General features: G+C 45.7%; 16 protein-coding genes. 5 read left to right on the top strand and 11 right to left on the bottom strand.

What is annotated here, in order from left to right:
• Nucleotides 1–114: 114 nt before the first annotated feature.
• The 4 genes from mdh to D9A03_RS02950 form a co-directional block, all read right to left on the bottom strand.
• Nucleotides 115–1,074, bottom strand: a complete 960-nt coding sequence (gene mdh / locus D9A03_RS02965) for a malate dehydrogenase (protein ID WP_120495819.1) — start codon at nucleotides 1,072–1,074, stop codon at nucleotides 115–117.
• A 211-nt stretch (nucleotides 1,075–1,285) separates the two neighbouring features.
• On the bottom strand, nucleotides 1,286–1,603 hold the full coding sequence (locus tag D9A03_RS02960) for a TraR/DksA family transcriptional regulator (RefSeq protein ID WP_120495818.1): 318 nt from the start codon (nucleotides 1,601–1,603) through the stop codon (nucleotides 1,286–1,288).
• Between the two features lie 221 nt (nucleotides 1,604–1,824).
• Nucleotides 1,825–2,946, bottom strand: coding sequence for a cell division protein ZapE (gene zapE, locus D9A03_RS02955; protein WP_120495759.1), 1,122 nt, complete (start codon nucleotides 2,944–2,946; stop codon nucleotides 1,825–1,827).
• A gap of 48 nt (nucleotides 2,947–2,994) precedes the next feature.
• Nucleotides 2,995–3,741, bottom strand: coding sequence for an SDR family oxidoreductase (locus tag D9A03_RS02950; protein WP_120495758.1), 747 nt, complete (start codon nucleotides 3,739–3,741; stop codon nucleotides 2,995–2,997).
• Between the two features lie 168 nt (nucleotides 3,742–3,909).
• Between D9A03_RS02950 and D9A03_RS02945 the strand changes: the two genes are divergently transcribed.
• From D9A03_RS02945 to D9A03_RS02925, 5 genes are all read left to right on the top strand, one after another.
• Nucleotides 3,910–4,116 (top strand): DUF6494 family protein, encoded by a 207-nt coding sequence (locus D9A03_RS02945; RefSeq protein ID WP_120495757.1) that lies wholly within the window; start codon nucleotides 3,910–3,912, stop codon nucleotides 4,114–4,116.
• Between the two features lie 78 nt (nucleotides 4,117–4,194).
• On the top strand, nucleotides 4,195–4,608 hold the full coding sequence (locus D9A03_RS02940; protein WP_120495756.1) for an EF-hand domain-containing protein: 414 nt from the start codon (nucleotides 4,195–4,197) through the stop codon (nucleotides 4,606–4,608).
• Nucleotides 4,609–4,662: 54 nt separating this feature from the next.
• Complete coding sequence (locus tag D9A03_RS02935) at nucleotides 4,663–5,253, top strand: sigma-70 family RNA polymerase sigma factor (RefSeq protein WP_120495755.1); 591 nt, start codon at nucleotides 4,663–4,665, stop codon at nucleotides 5,251–5,253.
• Entirely contained in the window at nucleotides 5,253–5,738 is a 486-nt protein-coding gene (locus D9A03_RS02930; protein WP_120495754.1) for a hypothetical protein, read from the top strand. Before D9A03_RS02935 ends, D9A03_RS02930 begins: the two co-directional genes overlap by 1 nt.
• Nucleotides 5,738–6,202 carry a periplasmic heavy metal sensor gene (locus D9A03_RS02925; protein ID WP_120495753.1) on the top strand — a complete coding sequence of 155 codons (465 nt, stop codon included), beginning with the start codon at nucleotides 5,738–5,740 and terminating at the stop codon, nucleotides 6,200–6,202. The genes D9A03_RS02930 and D9A03_RS02925 overlap by 1 nt, the downstream gene beginning before the upstream one ends.
• Before the next feature lie 16 nt (nucleotides 6,203–6,218).
• Here D9A03_RS02925 and D9A03_RS02920 read toward each other — a convergent pair whose 3' ends face one another.
• From D9A03_RS02920 to D9A03_RS02890, 7 genes are all read right to left on the bottom strand, one after another.
• Nucleotides 6,219–8,399 carry a PAS domain S-box protein gene (locus D9A03_RS02920; protein WP_120495752.1) on the bottom strand — a complete coding sequence of 727 codons (2,181 nt, stop codon included), beginning with the start codon at nucleotides 8,397–8,399 and terminating at the stop codon, nucleotides 6,219–6,221.
• Between the two features lie 223 nt (nucleotides 8,400–8,622).
• Nucleotides 8,623–9,411, bottom strand: coding sequence for a succinate dehydrogenase iron-sulfur subunit (locus tag D9A03_RS02915; protein WP_120495751.1), 789 nt, complete (start codon nucleotides 9,409–9,411; stop codon nucleotides 8,623–8,625).
• A gap of 35 nt (nucleotides 9,412–9,446) precedes the next feature.
• Nucleotides 9,447–11,249, bottom strand: coding sequence for a succinate dehydrogenase flavoprotein subunit (sdhA, locus tag D9A03_RS02910; RefSeq protein WP_120495750.1), 1,803 nt, complete (start codon nucleotides 11,247–11,249; stop codon nucleotides 9,447–9,449).
• A 10-nt stretch (nucleotides 11,250–11,259) separates the two neighbouring features.
• Nucleotides 11,260–11,640, bottom strand: a complete 381-nt coding sequence (gene sdhD / locus D9A03_RS02905; RefSeq protein ID WP_120495749.1) for a succinate dehydrogenase, hydrophobic membrane anchor protein — start codon at nucleotides 11,638–11,640, stop codon at nucleotides 11,260–11,262.
• 1 nt (nucleotide 11,641) lies between these two features.
• Nucleotides 11,642–12,034, bottom strand: coding sequence for a succinate dehydrogenase, cytochrome b556 subunit (sdhC, locus tag D9A03_RS02900; RefSeq protein ID WP_162937951.1), 393 nt, complete (start codon nucleotides 12,032–12,034; stop codon nucleotides 11,642–11,644).
• A 444-nt stretch (nucleotides 12,035–12,478) separates the two neighbouring features.
• Entirely contained in the window at nucleotides 12,479–13,549 is a 1,071-nt protein-coding gene (locus D9A03_RS02895; protein WP_120495747.1) for a MaoC family dehydratase, read from the bottom strand.
• Nucleotides 13,550–13,571: 22 nt separating this feature from the next.
• Nucleotides 13,572–14,453, bottom strand: coding sequence for a CoA ester lyase (locus D9A03_RS02890; protein ID WP_120495746.1), 882 nt, complete (start codon nucleotides 14,451–14,453; stop codon nucleotides 13,572–13,574).
• Between the last annotated feature and the right edge of the window lie 153 nt (nucleotides 14,454–14,606).

Here is a 14,606-nt window from a genome sequence, read left to right as displayed (position 1 = left end):
CATAAAATGACGCGGATTGTCGGAAGACCGAAGGGCGTTGCGACCTGTGGTCAGCAACGCCCTTTTATCTTCTCAATCGTAAGGGGATCTAATTGTGCAACGCACAGTATCCAGTTAGCCCTTTGACTGAATATCCTTGCAAACTTCAACAAGGCCTTTTACAGCCTCGACAGAATTGGCGAGAAGCGCTGATTCTGTAGCATCCAAGTCAATTTCAACAACTTTTTCAACACCGTTCGCGCCCAGAATTGCTGGCACACCAACATACATTCCCTCAACGCCATACTGACCTTCAAGATATGCAGCGCATGGCAAAACACGGCGCTTATCTTTCAGATAACTTTCTGCCATCAAAATCGCAGAAGCGGCTGGTGCATAAAAAGCAGAACCGGTTTTCAGCAATCCAACGATCTCGGCACCACCATTTTTTGTGCGCTCAACAATAGAATCCAGTTTTTCCTGGCTCATCCAACCCATTTTAATGAGCTCTGGAAGCGAAATACCGGCAACAGTTGAATGACGTACCATGGGTACCATCGTGTCGCCGTGCCCCCCTAAAACGAATGCAGTCACGTCTTCGACAGACACATTCATTTCATCAGCAAGGAAGTGACGGAAGCGGGCAGAATCGAGAACCCCGGCCATACCAACAACTTTATTTGCCGGAAGACCCGATGCCTGCTGAAGAACCCAAACCATTGCATCCAGCGGATTGGTGATGCAGATCACAAAAGCATTTGGACAATGCTGTTTAATACCTGCGCCAACAGACTGCATAACTTTGATGTTAATACCCAGAAGGTCATCACGGCTCATACCTGGCTTACGTGCCACACCAGCAGTCACGATAACAACATCAGAACCAGCAATATCTGCGTAGTCGTTTGCCCCTTTAAGATCAGCATCAAAACCCTCTACAGGAGAAAGCTGAGCAAGATCCAGCGCCTTACCCTGAGGAATACCTTCAGCAATGTCGAATAGAACAACATCGCCCAAATCTTTCATTCCAGCCAACAAAGCAAGGGTGCCGCCAATATTACCAGCACCAACAAGCGCGATCTTTTTACGTGCCATGATTTCTGTCCTTATCAGGATTTCTTCGGCCCGATCGGGCCCTCGATCAAATGCGTCGCAGATTAAAGAACCTGCAAAATACACAGGGAGTCCTAGCGCGTATCCCCATTTGGAGCAAGGAACTTTGTTGCATTGCACACAGACTCCTTCTCTTCAATTTTTGGTGATCCCTATCAAAAGAGCAGATCCGATCACCTTTATCTGATTCGAACTATTCTGCACAGTTAACACAGGTCGTTGCATAAGGAAGGGCAAGCAAACGTCCTTCGGGGATAGCTTCACCACAATCGGAACAAATACCGTAGCTATCATTTCTTATCCGCGTCAGCGCAGCTCGAATCTGATTAATTTCATCCAAACCCGCCTCTTCAAGTCCCTCAAGCACTTGATCTCCTTCGCTTTCTGTCGCGTTTTCACCCCAATCCTGGCTATGGGGTTCACGAAGGTCATGTTCAATTTGGTCCACCCTAACACCCAATTCTACCATTCGGGCTTTTAGGTTGGCTTTAACTTTATTCAGATCAGGCATTTTCATAGATTCCCTTCTGATAGTTCTATTCATTTTGATAGCACTATTGGGATTATGTCACTTGCGTTTAAAGTGTCATTGACTCAGGTCAGCACCAAAAAAGTCCGCAAGTTCACAGCTCATCAGAGCTTTCACTCATTCCTGACCAGTTTAAGGCTTTTAGCTATTTAAAGGAAGCTTTACCTAAAAGATCGGCTGTCATATCTTTTCTGGTAAGCCAATTATACATCAACATGCGGTTGAACGATATACTCCTGTGACCTCATTTCCTGAAGCCTGCTGACAGTGCGTTCAAACTCAAAAGCACCATCTCCACTAGGATAAAGCTTTTCCGGTTCAGCCGCCGCAGCTGCAACCAGATTGCAACGATGTTCATACAATGCATCAATCAAAGACATGAAGCGGCGGGCTTTATCCCTGTTCTGAGGTCCCATTACAGGGATATCGGACATAATCAACGTATGATATTTCTTGGCAATCGTTAAATAATCACCTGGCCCCAAAGCTGTTGCGCAGAGCTCATCAAACGTCACAAACGCAACTTTCCGAGCTGTCCTAGCCATTTTAACTTCACGTCCTTTAATATGAAGCATCTCTTCCTCGGCGTTCGCACCTTCGGTCAATTGAGCAAAAGCTTCTTCCAATGCCAGATTAGCTTCATTGCTCAACGGGCTGTGGTAGACAGGAAGGTTTTTCATCCGTTCCAAACGGTAATCAATTCCAGAATCAAGCTGCAACACATCCAATCGTTCTTTCAAAAGATCTATGAAGGGTAAAAAACTATCGCGCTGCAGGCCATTTTCGTACAAACGATCTGGTGGCCAGTTTGATGTAGCCACGACAACAACACCCTTTTCGAACAAGGCTTCAAACAGACGGGCCAAAATCATGGCATCAGCAATGTTCACCACATGGAATTCATCAAAACAAAGCAGCAAGGCTTCTTCAGCTAACTCTGCAGCAACATCCGGCAAGGGGTCAGCCCGTGTGCCCTTATGTTTCTCTCTCCATTTATGCAGTCGTTCCTGCACCTCTTGCATGAAAGCATGGAAATGTACGCGTCGCTTCGGCTCTGTCGGAGCCACAGAGAAAAACATATCCATAATCGTAGACTTACCAGTACCAACACCACCAAACAGATATAAGCCTTGCGGTGGTGTTACTTTCCGCCTCCCCAAACCAAGTCGTTCTTTCCACCCCCCCATACCAGTGGAAGGTTGATAATTTTTCAATGCGAGATAAAGACTTTGCAGTTTTTCAGCTGCAAGTTCCTGCGTTTGATCGGGACGCAGTTCGCCTGCATTACGCATGTCACGATAGAGAAAGAGCGGTCCTTCACTCATAGAAAAGAAATTCCCAAGCCTGTATATAAGTTAACAAGATGAAGTGCCTTAACGTCCACCGGAACAGTCCAGTATTGCTCCATTACAGTAAGACGCTTGATCTGAACAAAGCCAAAGAACAGCATTGGCAATTTCCTGTGCTATCCCTGCACGTTGCATTGGAATAGCTGGGGCAATTCTATCAATCCGTCCCGGCTCTCCACCAGAAGCGTGTATCTCCGTATCAATAATACCCGGAGATACTGCGTTCACGCGGATATCTTCACCACCAACTTCCTTCGCCAAGCCAACAGTCATCGCGTCAACGGCTGCCTTTGAAGCAGCATACCAAACATATTCCCCGGGCGATCCCAAGCGGGCAGCAATGGATGAGACCGTCACAATTGATCCGCCATCTCCACCATGCTTCGCAGACATCAGTTTTATGGCTTCTTGCGAACAATAAAGCGCCCCCATCGTATTAATACCGATTACGCGATTCATCGTTTCGGCATCTACTTCATCAATCCGACAAATCCTACCCGTCGTACCAGCGTTATTAATCACAGCAGAAGGTACACCGAGTTTGGATTTCACCTCCTCAAAAAGTGTTTTAACTTGTACAGGATCAGAAACATCCGCCTTTATTGCCTGCGCAATGCCCCCCTGTTCATTTATTTCCCAAACAATGTTATCAGCGTCATCAGCGCGGGTATGGTAATTAATCGCCACAGCATAGCCCTCTGCCGCAGCTGTTTTTGATATAGCCGCACCAATTCCCCTGCTCCCACCAGTAACGATCATAACTTTGTTCATAGTACCTCCCGTCTTGCGCTTGATATCGCAATGCGAGATCATAAAAACCTGAAATGATTATTATTTCAACTCCCTGAGTCATAATGAAATAACAAGCAGAGCAACAGTTGAAAATTCATCCGCTCACTTTCATCGGCTAAAGCTGATTTAAATTACAGGAGAAGAACAATGAATGAAGATGCCCTGAACATGAGTATCCGAAAATTTCTCAAAAAAGTCGGTATTACATCACAGCGTGAAATAGAGGCCGCCATTCGCAATAGCATCGGGAATGATAAGCTGAACAATAAATCATCCTTTACCATCTCCGTGCAATTACATGCACCGGATCTTGGATTGAACCATAAAATTGACGGAAAAATAGAGCTGGAATAATTTTTTTCCGGGCAAGCGACGGTTTTTATTTCCCCCAGCGTTGAAAGAGCATGAAACGATCATTGCTGGAGAAAAATCATGATCAGTAAAAAAACACTTATCGTTGCAGGTTCAATCGCTTTCCTTACGGCTGGCGCGGCCTTCGCTGCCGGTGGAGGCAAATGGAAGAAGAACTTTGAAGAAGTCGATGCGAACGGCGACGGGCAAATTACACAGCAGGAAATTGCCAATGCCCAGGCGACCAAGTTCAGCCAAGCCGACTTAAACAATGATGGCTCTATCAGCCTGACAGAGATGCAAGAAGCAATTACCAAACACATTGCAGAACGAACAAAAAGAAAATTTGATAAAATGGATGCAGATAATTCTGGTGGAATCACAGCTGAAGAATTCAACAGCAGAATAAACAAGATGGTAGAACATCTTGATCGCAATAATGATGGAATTATTACTCAGGATGAAATGCCCAAAAATAAATGGCATAAAGGATAGCACGATAATTACCCCATCATCGCTTGATTGAGTTGTAGAGAAAACGGGCTGTCAATGACAACGCCTCAAACCCCAATAGAGGATGCAAAATTAATGGCCCGTGTTGCACAGGGAGATGAACATGCATGTCGTCTTCTTGTGCACCGCCATCTCAATCCACTTGTTGGGTTGGCCTTGAGAATGACAACGAACAAATCTGAAGCCGAAGACATCGCCCAAGAGGCTTTCGTCAGGCTATGGAAGCAAAGTCACGATTGGCAGGCTAAGGCAAAAATATCAACATGGCTGTACAGAGTGGCTCACAATCTTGCTATTGATGCCATTCGCCGAAGAGAACGACAAAAGCTGTCTGTAAACGATCAGGTAGAAATAAACGAAAACACAACGTGTACGCAAAACAATCAGGATCATATGCTACATCAACAGGACATAACACGGCAGATTGAAACCGCCATATCTCACTTGCCTGAACGGCAAAGGACAGCCATTACCCTTGTCCATCATAGAGATATGTCGAACAAAGAAGCGGCCCACGTTATGGATATATCCGTTGATGCACTTGAATCTCTGCTGGCACGGGGCAGGAAAAGCCTCAAGAAGATCCTTTCAGAAAGCCGTGCAGATTTATTGGGAGCAACATTGTGATGTCACATTCAAATCTCTCAGGTGAAGACAGGGACAAACTCACCTTTCTTTTGGATTGCTATGGGGCCTACACCCACCACTGGCCAGAAGAAAAACGCAGCTGGGCTTTGAACCTTATTGAGCAATACCAAGAAGCCAGAATCATGAGAGATCAAGCGTTGGAACTGGATCAGTTGCTTGATTGCAGTTCAGCCGAACCAAATTCATCCCACCTCATCAGCTCGATTCTGGTGCAAGCTCCTCAGAAAACCCAGGAAATAAGGAAACAAGATGCTCCAAATCTTTTAAGCCAATTATGGCCTTATGAAAGCATTTGGCGTCCTTTGTCAGCCCTAACGACCGCGGGAGTATTCGGCATCATACTTGGCACAAGCTCACCAGACTTTCTCTATCAGCAAGAGATAACAGAGATCGAAAGCGCTTATCTCGAATTTTCACTTGGTGATAATTTTTCGAACAATTTCCCTGAAGGAGAAATCGACTAATGCCCGTTCCTTCAAAAAAAGCTCTTACCATTCTTTTTTCTATCTCATTGGCTTTAAATATTTTCATGGGTGGCCTGATAGGATCACACATGTGGCACGCCCGTACTTATGGACCAAGCGTAACACACGGCAAATCTCACGATCAAAGGAAGCAATGGCGAGAGCTCTCTTCGGAACAACGCGATCTTTTCAAAAAAATCTGGCGTGAGAATAAAGATGAGATCAAATCCACTTTCAAAGAACTCCGCACATCCCATAAAAAGCTAAAAGCGAATTTGAAAGGGAAAACCGAACGCGGTGAATTTGAAGCTGCTTTTGAAATATTTCGCGCTGAACAATCTGCTATTCACAGCGAGACAACAAAAAAATTACTAGATATCGCGATGACCTTACCACCAGAAGACCGTAGTACATTTCTTTCTTTGTGGGGAACACGAGGCAGGCACCAACACGGCAAACCCTGACCTTAAATTTTGCAAACTACTGAACAATTCGGCTCGCGGGTAAAATGACAGACGCAACGGTTCCTTTACCTTCTTCACTGGAAAGCTGGAGGCTACCTTCATGTAACTGACAAAGCTTTTGAGAAATTGAAAGCCCCAGACCTGTACCCTGAACCTGCCGTGTCATCGCAGCATCGACTTGAGTGAAAGGGTTCATGACATCTTCCAACTTCTCTTTTGGAATACCAATACCGGTATCAACAACCTTGATAAAGATATTATCTTTATCAAGCCCCCCTTCAATACGTATTTTACCGCCTGAGGGGGTAAATTTCACTGCATTGGACAAAAGGTTGATCAGTATCTGCTTTATGCCCCGCTCATCCGCATAGACGTTCGGCAGAGAAGATGTTGATGAAATTTCCAGATCCAAATCCCCACTATCCAACCTTGGGCGGATAATTGTGATAGACGAGTTAATCAAACTCTGAAGATCAATATTTTCTTCATTTAGAGAAAACTCGCCAGCTTCAATCTTGGATAGATCCAGTATATCGCTAATTAGCTTCAAAAGATGATCACCGCTATTGCGAATATCAGACAGGTATTCGTGATAGCGCTCGGACCCCAGAGGTCCAAAAACCTCTCGCTCCATCAACTCGGAAAAACCAATAATGGCGTTCAAGGGTGTCCGGAGTTCATGGCTCATATTAGCTAAAAACTCTGATTTTGCCCTGTTGGCAACCTCGGCACTTTCTTTTGCCTGCATTAACTGAGCTTCAGCCATACGTTGCTTGGTAATATCTTCTTTTGTCGCTACATAATTTGTGATCTCACCCAAATCATTCACAACACTGGAAATAGAAGCACGTTCCCAGAAAAAATCACCATTTTTGTGCTTGTTCTTAAACACACCAGTCCAGACATTACCGTTCGAAATCGTTTCCCAAAGCTCTCTGTATTCTTGTTCCGAAGTATGCCCTGACTTCAATACGCTTGGTGTTCGGCCGATAATTTCGTCCGGCTCATAGCCAGTAACGTCAGTAAATTTAGGATTCACATATTCAACAACACCTTGAGGGTCTGTAATTTGGATGACAGCCGGGTTTTGTTCTATTGCCTTTGACAACTTACGCAAACGCCCCTCGACTTCCTTTTGCGCAGAGATGTCACGAATGAAGGTTATTCTGTTATTCTCCCCGTGAAGAACGCTGTCCTTCGCTATAATCCCTATCTCAAACCGAGAGCCATCTTTACGAACACCAATAGCTTCGTAACCACCTGTTTTTTTCGCACGTATTGCATCCATTACCCTATCAAGTGATTCCGGTGCAATGAGTTCGGGCGCCCTAAGTGTTATCATTTCTTCATATTCATAACCAAACATACGCATGGCTGCATCATTACAATCAGACATTCCCTTTTCTGAATGAATAATAATCCCTTCGTTAGAGAGTTCCGATAATCTACGAAGGCGTTCTTCACTGATACGGAGATCCTCTTCTGCCTTTATCCGTTCGGAAATATCGACACTTATGCCAATTAACCCGGCAAAGCTGCCATCTGGATTATTAAAGCGAGCCTTGTGCATTAGAATATGCATGTGCGAACCATCTGGGCGGGTGAAGACAGCCACCTTTTCATCTGTAACACCAGACTTTATTGCCTTGACGTCATCTTCAATGAAAGAGTCTGCCAGATCCTTAGGAAAAAGTTCATGTGACGTTTTCCCAACGATCTCATCCAGTTCCAGTTCAATATTTTTCAAAAAGAGCTTGTTGCACCCTAAATATTTACCTTCATGATCCTTAAAGAAGATCTGTGCTGGCATTGCATCCAACAGCGTTTGGAGAAAATCATTGTGGCGTTCTACTGTCCGCTCTGCGGATTCAAAGCATTCAACCTGTTCGCTAAGTTTTTTAAAACTGGTGGCTACTTTAATAGCACCAACAAAGAGAAAAAGTGTTCCCCCTAAATAACCTACCAACTTTTCGAGTATCGCTTGAACAGGTATATCGTCAACAATCAGAAATTTATCCAGTTGAAGGAAATTATCCGTGACATCCAGCAGGCTGCCAAAAGCCAAGAAAATGAAGCCCGCCGTTATGTAATTCCATCCCTGAAAAGTTAGGTCCTGGGTCGGGCGACGCCAAATAACTACCACAACAAGAATGATCAGAACGGCTGCGCGAATAATTTCGGCAGTCAAATCCAGCATCTAATGACCAGGCTCCTAACCCCATACTCGCTTTACAGAAGTATCTCTCTTATCAACCACCCAGAATTTGCGGAGATTATCCTAAAACTTAAACATTTACTTTTATATACTAGCAGTATTAGTAATGAAAACTAACAGGAAGTAAATGCGACAAAATTTGCATAGAAAAAGGCTGGAAAAACTGCCAGCCTTTTCGTCATCTTATCAATAACCTGACTGATAATTAAACTTTTCTTTCAACCATCAGTTTTTTGATTTCTGCAATCGCTTTGGCAGGATTTAACCCTTTCGGACAGGTTTTCGTGCAGTTCATGATTGTATGACACCGGAAAAGCCTGAACGGATCTTCCAGATTATCCAGACGCGACCCGGTTTCTTCATCACGAGAATCGGCAATAAAGCGGTAGGCCTGAAGCAAAACAGCCGGGCCGAGATAGCGATCGCCATTCCACCAATAACTCGGGCAGGAAGTTGAACAGCTAAAACAAAGGATACATTCCCAGAGACCATCCAATTTCTTACGGTCTTCCGGGCTTTGTAGGCGCTCTCTTTCAGGGGCTGCCGTCGTGGTTTTCAGCCAAGGCTCGATTGATGCATATTGCGCATAAACCTGATTGAGATCAGGAACCAGATCCTTGACCACAGGCATATGTGGCAAAGGATAGATTTTAACTTCATCTCCTTCATCCACATCACTGCAGAATTTGGTACAAGCCAATGTATTCGTGCCATCAATATTCATAGCACAGGATCCACAAACCCCTTCACGACAGGAACGCCGGAAGGTCAGGCTTGGATCAATCTCGTTTTTAATTTTGATCAAGGCATCCAAGACCATTGGACCACAGTTATCCATGTCCACTTCGTAAACATCTTCACGTGGTGTTTCCCCGCTATCAGGGTCCCAGCGATAAACGCGGAAGGTTTTGGTCTTTGTTGCCCCAGCCGGAGCAGGGTGTTTTTTCCCGCTCTTATTTATTTTTGAATTAGCTGGAAGTGCAAATTCTACCATTGTTATTTTCTCCTAGACGCTTTCCCTTTAGCCACTTAATAAACGCGGGCTTTTGGTGGGAAGGATTGCACTTCATCAGTTAACGGCTCCAGATTAACCGGGCGGTAATCAAAAGTAACATTCCCGTCTTCATCACACTTGGCTAGCGTGTGTTTCATCCATTTCTCATCATCGCGATCCGGGAAATCTTCGCGGGCTTGCGCGCCACGGCTTTCCTCACGATTTGCGGCACCAGCCATGGTGACGCGTGACTGATACATCAGATTATCAAGCTCTAAAGTCTCGACCAGATCAGAGTTCCAGATCAAAGAGCGATCAGTAACGTTGATATCGTCACGTTTACTCCAGATTGATCCGAGAAGATCAATACCCTGCTTCAAACTTTCACCAGTTCTGAACACGGCCGCATGGTTCTGCATTGCTTTTTGCATTTCCAAACGAACTTCTGATGTCTTCATTGAACCTTTGGCATAACGTGCCTTATCCAAACGCGCGAGAGAGTTATCCCCAGCATCGGCAGGAAGCGGTGCTTGTGAAGCACCTGGTTTTAGCGTTTCGATACAGTGAAGCGCAGCACCACGACCAAAGACGACTAAATCAAGCAGAGAGTTTGACCCTAGACGGTTTGCCCCGTGTACAGAAACACAAGCAGCTTCACCAATAGCCATCAAACCGGGAACCTCTGTATTCGGATCACCGTTTTTACTGGTCACAACATCGCCTGTGTACTTACAAGGGACACCGCCCATGTTGTAGTGACAGGTCGGGATCACTGGAATAGGTTCTTTTGAAACATCAACACCGGCAAAAATACTTGCTGATTCAGCAATACCCGGCAGACGCTCAGCAATAAGATCGGGATCCAGATGTTCAATGTGCAAGTGAATATGATCATTGCCCGATCCGACACCGCGACCATCGCGAATTTCCATTGTCATGGCACGACTAACAACATCACGGGATGCAAGGTCTTTGGCACTCGGGGCATAGCGCTCCATAAAACGCTCGCCTTCAGAATTGGTCAGATACCCACCTTCTCCGCGAACACCCTCGGTAATCAGGCACCCTGCGCCATAGATTCCAGTTGGGTGGAATTGAACAAATTCCATATCCTGACAATCAAGGCCAGCACGTAACGCCATACCGTTACCATCACCTGTACAGGTATGAGCCCCGGTACAGGAGAAATACGCACGGCCATAGCCACCAGTCGCTAAGATAACTTTCTGCGCACGGAAGCGGTGGATCGTACCATCATCAAGATTCCACGCCACAACACCCCGACATTCGCCATTTTCCATGATCAGATCAATGGCAAAGTATTCAATAAAGAACTCAGCGTGACGTCGCAGGCTCTGTTGATAGAGCGTATGCAACATCGCGTGGCCTGTACGGTCAGCAGCTGCACAAGTACGTTGCGCAATACCTTCGCCAAATCGGGTTGTCATACCACCGAAAGGACGCTGATAAATCTTACCCTCTTCCGTACGACTAAATGGCATCCCGTAATGTTCAAGCTCAACAATCGCCGGAACAGCTTCACGCACCATGTACTCAATTGAATCCTGATCACCCAGCCAGTCAGATCCCTTAACGGTATCGTACATGTGCCAGCGCCAATCATCTTCCCCCATATTCCCCAAAGAAGCAGAAATGCCCCCTTGAGCAGCAACAGTGTGACTACGGGTTGGAAAAACTTTGGTAATACAGGCCGTTTTCAAACCTGCTTCTGCCAAACCCAGCGTCGCACGCAAACCTGCGCCACCGGCCCCGACAACGACCACATCATAAGTGTGGTCGATAAACTCATATGCTTTGTTTGATGGAGCAGTGTTCATCGTTTATTTCCTAGCCCCTGAATAGAATCATCAAAATTGAAAGAATACCCGTCAGACCCAGAACAACATGGACCGACAGACTCAGGAACAGGGAAAGAACTTTACTGGCCTCTCCATGTACATAGTCTTCTATCACCACCTGCATTCCCTGTTGAGAATGCAAAAGACCAACAGAAATCAAAAGAATTAACAATCCAGCAACCACAGGCGATTGCACCCATTCCAGAAACTGCACATGGTCAGCCCCGGTCATCAGCGCAACCGAAAAAACAAACCACAGCACGAGAGGAACAAGTGCCAAACTGGTCAAGCGTTGTGACCACCAATGTGAAGAGCCTTCTTTTGCTGACCCTAATCCACGAGCACGTCCCAAAGGCGTACGAAGCGACATATCAAGCTCCTCCCACTACATAGGCGAGGCCCCAAAGCCCCAAGGTGATAATAACTGTGGACACAATCACAGCCTTACCAGATGCATAGGCGGTCTCAAGCTCAAGGCCTTTACCCGCATCCCAGTAGAGATGGCGAATGCCGTTACAAAGATGGAAAACGAGGGCTAAAGTCCAACCGAAAAGAAGCAATCGGCCGAACCAGGATCCCAAGAAGGATTGTACCAGTTCAAAATATTCCGCGCCGCTTGCTGCCGCAGCAAGCCACCAGATCAGAACGATGGAACCCACAGATGTGGCAACGCCCATGATGCGGAATAGAATAGAAAGTACGGAAGTTAATTGAGGACGATACACCTGCAAATGAGGTGAAAGAGGTCTGTTACCCCTGGACATATTTTCTTTCCCGATATTGCGCACTGGCTCCACTTTTCAACTTCGCGCGCCTTATATTTAGCAGAACCCAAAGATTTGACGACGTTAAACCGCAATGCAGCATTAGTCAATGCAAGGCGACTGAAAATTGCTAAAGAACGACCTGACAGCAAACAAGTAATTTCCAGTGATAATAATTGTGACTTTTACTTATTAACATCACCTTAAGACTTTCATACGCAGCAATGCTGCATCGCACAATCACATATAAAAGAAGAAATACTGAAATAAAAAATCACTTTCCTCTTACAAAAAATCAACACGAAGGACAGAAGTGTTGAACTTTATTCATGCAAAGGAGCAGATTAAGACAACAGCATTGAATAAACTTAATATTTATTGCATCGATACATTAGCACGTATCCGAGCAAATACTGACAATTACCCGCTATTGGAGCTATTTTTTCACATAGGCATCAGGACTGTGTAATCAAAATCCAGAATAACATCGTCTTGGTACCTCCCCTCACTGTTCTTTAAGGGGAAGTCTTCACAATTGTTATTTTTGGCCGCAACCAAGCGGACTCTTAAGGCCCCGACATCATCGCGCCCGGAAAGTTCAATTTTCTCCAGAACTTCACTCCAGGCATAAATCGTGTCTTCTGCAAACGTCGGGGCAACATGAGTTCCCCCGTTAATCGCAGCTACTTTGAACGCGTTCTCCATACCATTAAAAGACAAGGCACGCGCGATTGAGATGACATGCCCTCCATAGATCAAGCGCCGCCCAAAGCGTCCTTGAGATTCTGTATGCTGGTTAAAATGAACCTTCGCGGTGTTCTGATAGAGTCGGGTCGCCATTTGGTGCTCGGCCTCTTCGATGGTCATGCCATCAACATGAGCAATGCGTTCGCCAACATTATAATCGCCCCATCTGTAAGCTGAACCAGACAAGGTATAGTCATACTCTGCCAAATTAAGCTCGTCAGGAATGGACAAAGAATCTGCGGTAACACCCTTGCTCAAATCAGGCACAATAACTTCCGGGGCAGGAGAGCCGACTTCACGCTTTCGCACCATAACCCAGCGCACGTACTCAAGCGCCATTTCCCCGCGTTGATTACATCCAGTCGAGCGAACATAAACAACACCCGTTTTCCCGTTGGAGTTTTCTTTTACTCCAACAACCTCGCTAACCGTCGAGACTGTATCCCCCGGATACAATGGCACCCCGAAAACACCTTCTGCATACCCAAGATTAGCCACAGCATTTAATGAGATATCAGCAACAGTCTTTCCAAAGACAATATGAAATGCAAGAAAGTCATCTATCGGTGCGCGATTAAAGCCAAGGGATCGCGCAAACTCATCAGAAGAAGAAAAGGCAAATCTGGAACCGTAAAGGGCCGTGTAAAGAGCTTGATCGCCAGAAGATATAGTTCTTGGGGTTGCATGCGTAAGCACCATACCGGGATAAAAATCTTCGAAGAAATTCCCTTCCCGGGTTTTATTTTTTGTATGATCTTTAATACCCATGACCTTTTCCCCTATTCTCTTATTACGCGCTCTGTTCCAACGCGATGACCGCATCTGAATAGGCGATCAATCTGCGGGCCTCATCAGCATGGAGGTTTTCAATCAGACGGCCATCCAGCACGACAACACCCTGCCCTTGCTTTTTTGCTTCCTCGAAAGCCGTAACAATGGATCTCGCTTTTTCCACTGCCTCTTTAGAAGGCCCAAAGGTATTGTTTGCAACAGAGATCGTTTTGGGGTGAATCAGCGTTTTCCCATCGAAGCCCAGAGCTACCCCCTGAACACAGACTTCTGCAAAGGCATCATCATTGTTAAGGTCAAGACAAACTCCATCGACAATACCGATGCCATAAGCTCTGGCTGCCAATAAACATAACCCCAACGATGTAATCACGGGCAAGCGTTCTCGTGTATGTCGGGCTTGCAAATCCTTAACCAGATCAGACGTCCCCATTACAAGGCAGGAAATTCGTTCGGATGAAGCCGCAATCTCTTTGGCATTGAGCATACCCAAAGGAGTTTCCATCATACACATGACAGACATACTTTCCGGCGCACCCGACTTGTTCATCAAGTCGACAAGATTATGCACTTGCCTTTCATTTTCGACTTTGGGAAGCAAGATTGCATCAGCTGTTGTTCCAGAGATCGCCTTGATATCCTCAAGACCCCATTCTGTATCCAGCCCATTCACGCGAACAATGATTTCGCGCTTGCCATATCCTCCTTGTTGCAAAGCCTCAACGACCATTTGTCGAGCTTCGATCTTTTTATCATCAGTAACAGCGTCTTCCAGATCAAAGATCAGCGCATCCGCCAAAAGACTTCGCGCTTTTTCCAAGGCCCTAGCTTTCGAACCAGGCATGTAAAGAACAGATCTTCTTGGTCTTTGTGCCGTTACCATCTTTAGCTCCTCTGTCTTGTCTTGCCGTCATTTTGATCTTCGCAACAATTTATTGTGCACCGCAGCATTTATTGCATACTTCCACCAAACTGATCGACAAACAAGACTTTTTATTTCCCATGCATCAACACTCACCCAGACCAACGGAGGCGA

It is taken from the genome of Kiloniella sp. EL199, assembly GCF_900313065.1.
GTDB lineage: Bacteria > Pseudomonadota > Alphaproteobacteria > Kiloniellales > Kiloniellaceae > Kiloniella.
The sequence above is the reverse complement of the archived record's forward strand: the minus strand, read 5'-3'. Positions and strand labels throughout refer to the sequence as shown.

What these genes read in the sequence shown, in the direction of transcription:
- mdh (WP_120495819.1), bottom strand. Translation starts at nt 1,074, where the DNA reads ATGGCACGTAAAAAGATCGCGCTTGTTGGTGCTGGTAATATTGGCGGC.
- D9A03_RS02960 (WP_120495818.1), bottom strand. Translation starts at nt 1,603, where the DNA reads ATGCCTGATCTGAATAAAGTTAAAGCCAACCTAAAAGCCCGAATGGTA.
- zapE (WP_120495759.1), bottom strand. Translation starts at nt 2,946, where the DNA reads ATGAGTGAAGGACCGCTCTTTCTCTATCGTGACATGCGTAATGCAGGC.
- D9A03_RS02950 (WP_120495758.1), bottom strand. Translation starts at nt 3,741, where the DNA reads ATGAACAAAGTTATGATCGTTACTGGTGGGAGCAGGGGAATTGGTGCG.
- D9A03_RS02945 (WP_120495757.1), top strand. Translation starts at nt 3,910, where the DNA reads ATGAATGAAGATGCCCTGAACATGAGTATCCGAAAATTTCTCAAAAAA.
- D9A03_RS02940 (WP_120495756.1), top strand. Translation starts at nt 4,195, where the DNA reads ATGATCAGTAAAAAAACACTTATCGTTGCAGGTTCAATCGCTTTCCTT.
- D9A03_RS02935 (WP_120495755.1), top strand. Translation starts at nt 4,663, where the DNA reads ATGACAACGCCTCAAACCCCAATAGAGGATGCAAAATTAATGGCCCGT.
- D9A03_RS02930 (WP_120495754.1), top strand. Translation starts at nt 5,253, where the DNA reads ATGTCACATTCAAATCTCTCAGGTGAAGACAGGGACAAACTCACCTTT.
- D9A03_RS02925 (WP_120495753.1), top strand. Translation starts at nt 5,738, where the DNA reads ATGCCCGTTCCTTCAAAAAAAGCTCTTACCATTCTTTTTTCTATCTCA.
- D9A03_RS02920 (WP_120495752.1), bottom strand. Translation starts at nt 8,399, where the DNA reads ATGCTGGATTTGACTGCCGAAATTATTCGCGCAGCCGTTCTGATCATT.
- D9A03_RS02915 (WP_120495751.1), bottom strand. Translation starts at nt 9,411, where the DNA reads ATGGTAGAATTTGCACTTCCAGCTAATTCAAAAATAAATAAGAGCGGG.
- sdhA (WP_120495750.1), bottom strand. Translation starts at nt 11,249, where the DNA reads ATGAACACTGCTCCATCAAACAAAGCATATGAGTTTATCGACCACACT.
- sdhD (WP_120495749.1), bottom strand. Translation starts at nt 11,640, where the DNA reads ATGTCGCTTCGTACGCCTTTGGGACGTGCTCGTGGATTAGGGTCAGCA.
- sdhC (WP_162937951.1), bottom strand. Translation starts at nt 12,034, where the DNA reads ATGTCCAGGGGTAACAGACCTCTTTCACCTCATTTGCAGGTGTATCGT.
- D9A03_RS02895 (WP_120495747.1), bottom strand. Translation starts at nt 13,549, where the DNA reads ATGGGTATTAAAGATCATACAAAAAATAAAACCCGGGAAGGGAATTTC.
- D9A03_RS02890 (WP_120495746.1), bottom strand. Translation starts at nt 14,453, where the DNA reads ATGGTAACGGCACAAAGACCAAGAAGATCTGTTCTTTACATGCCTGGT.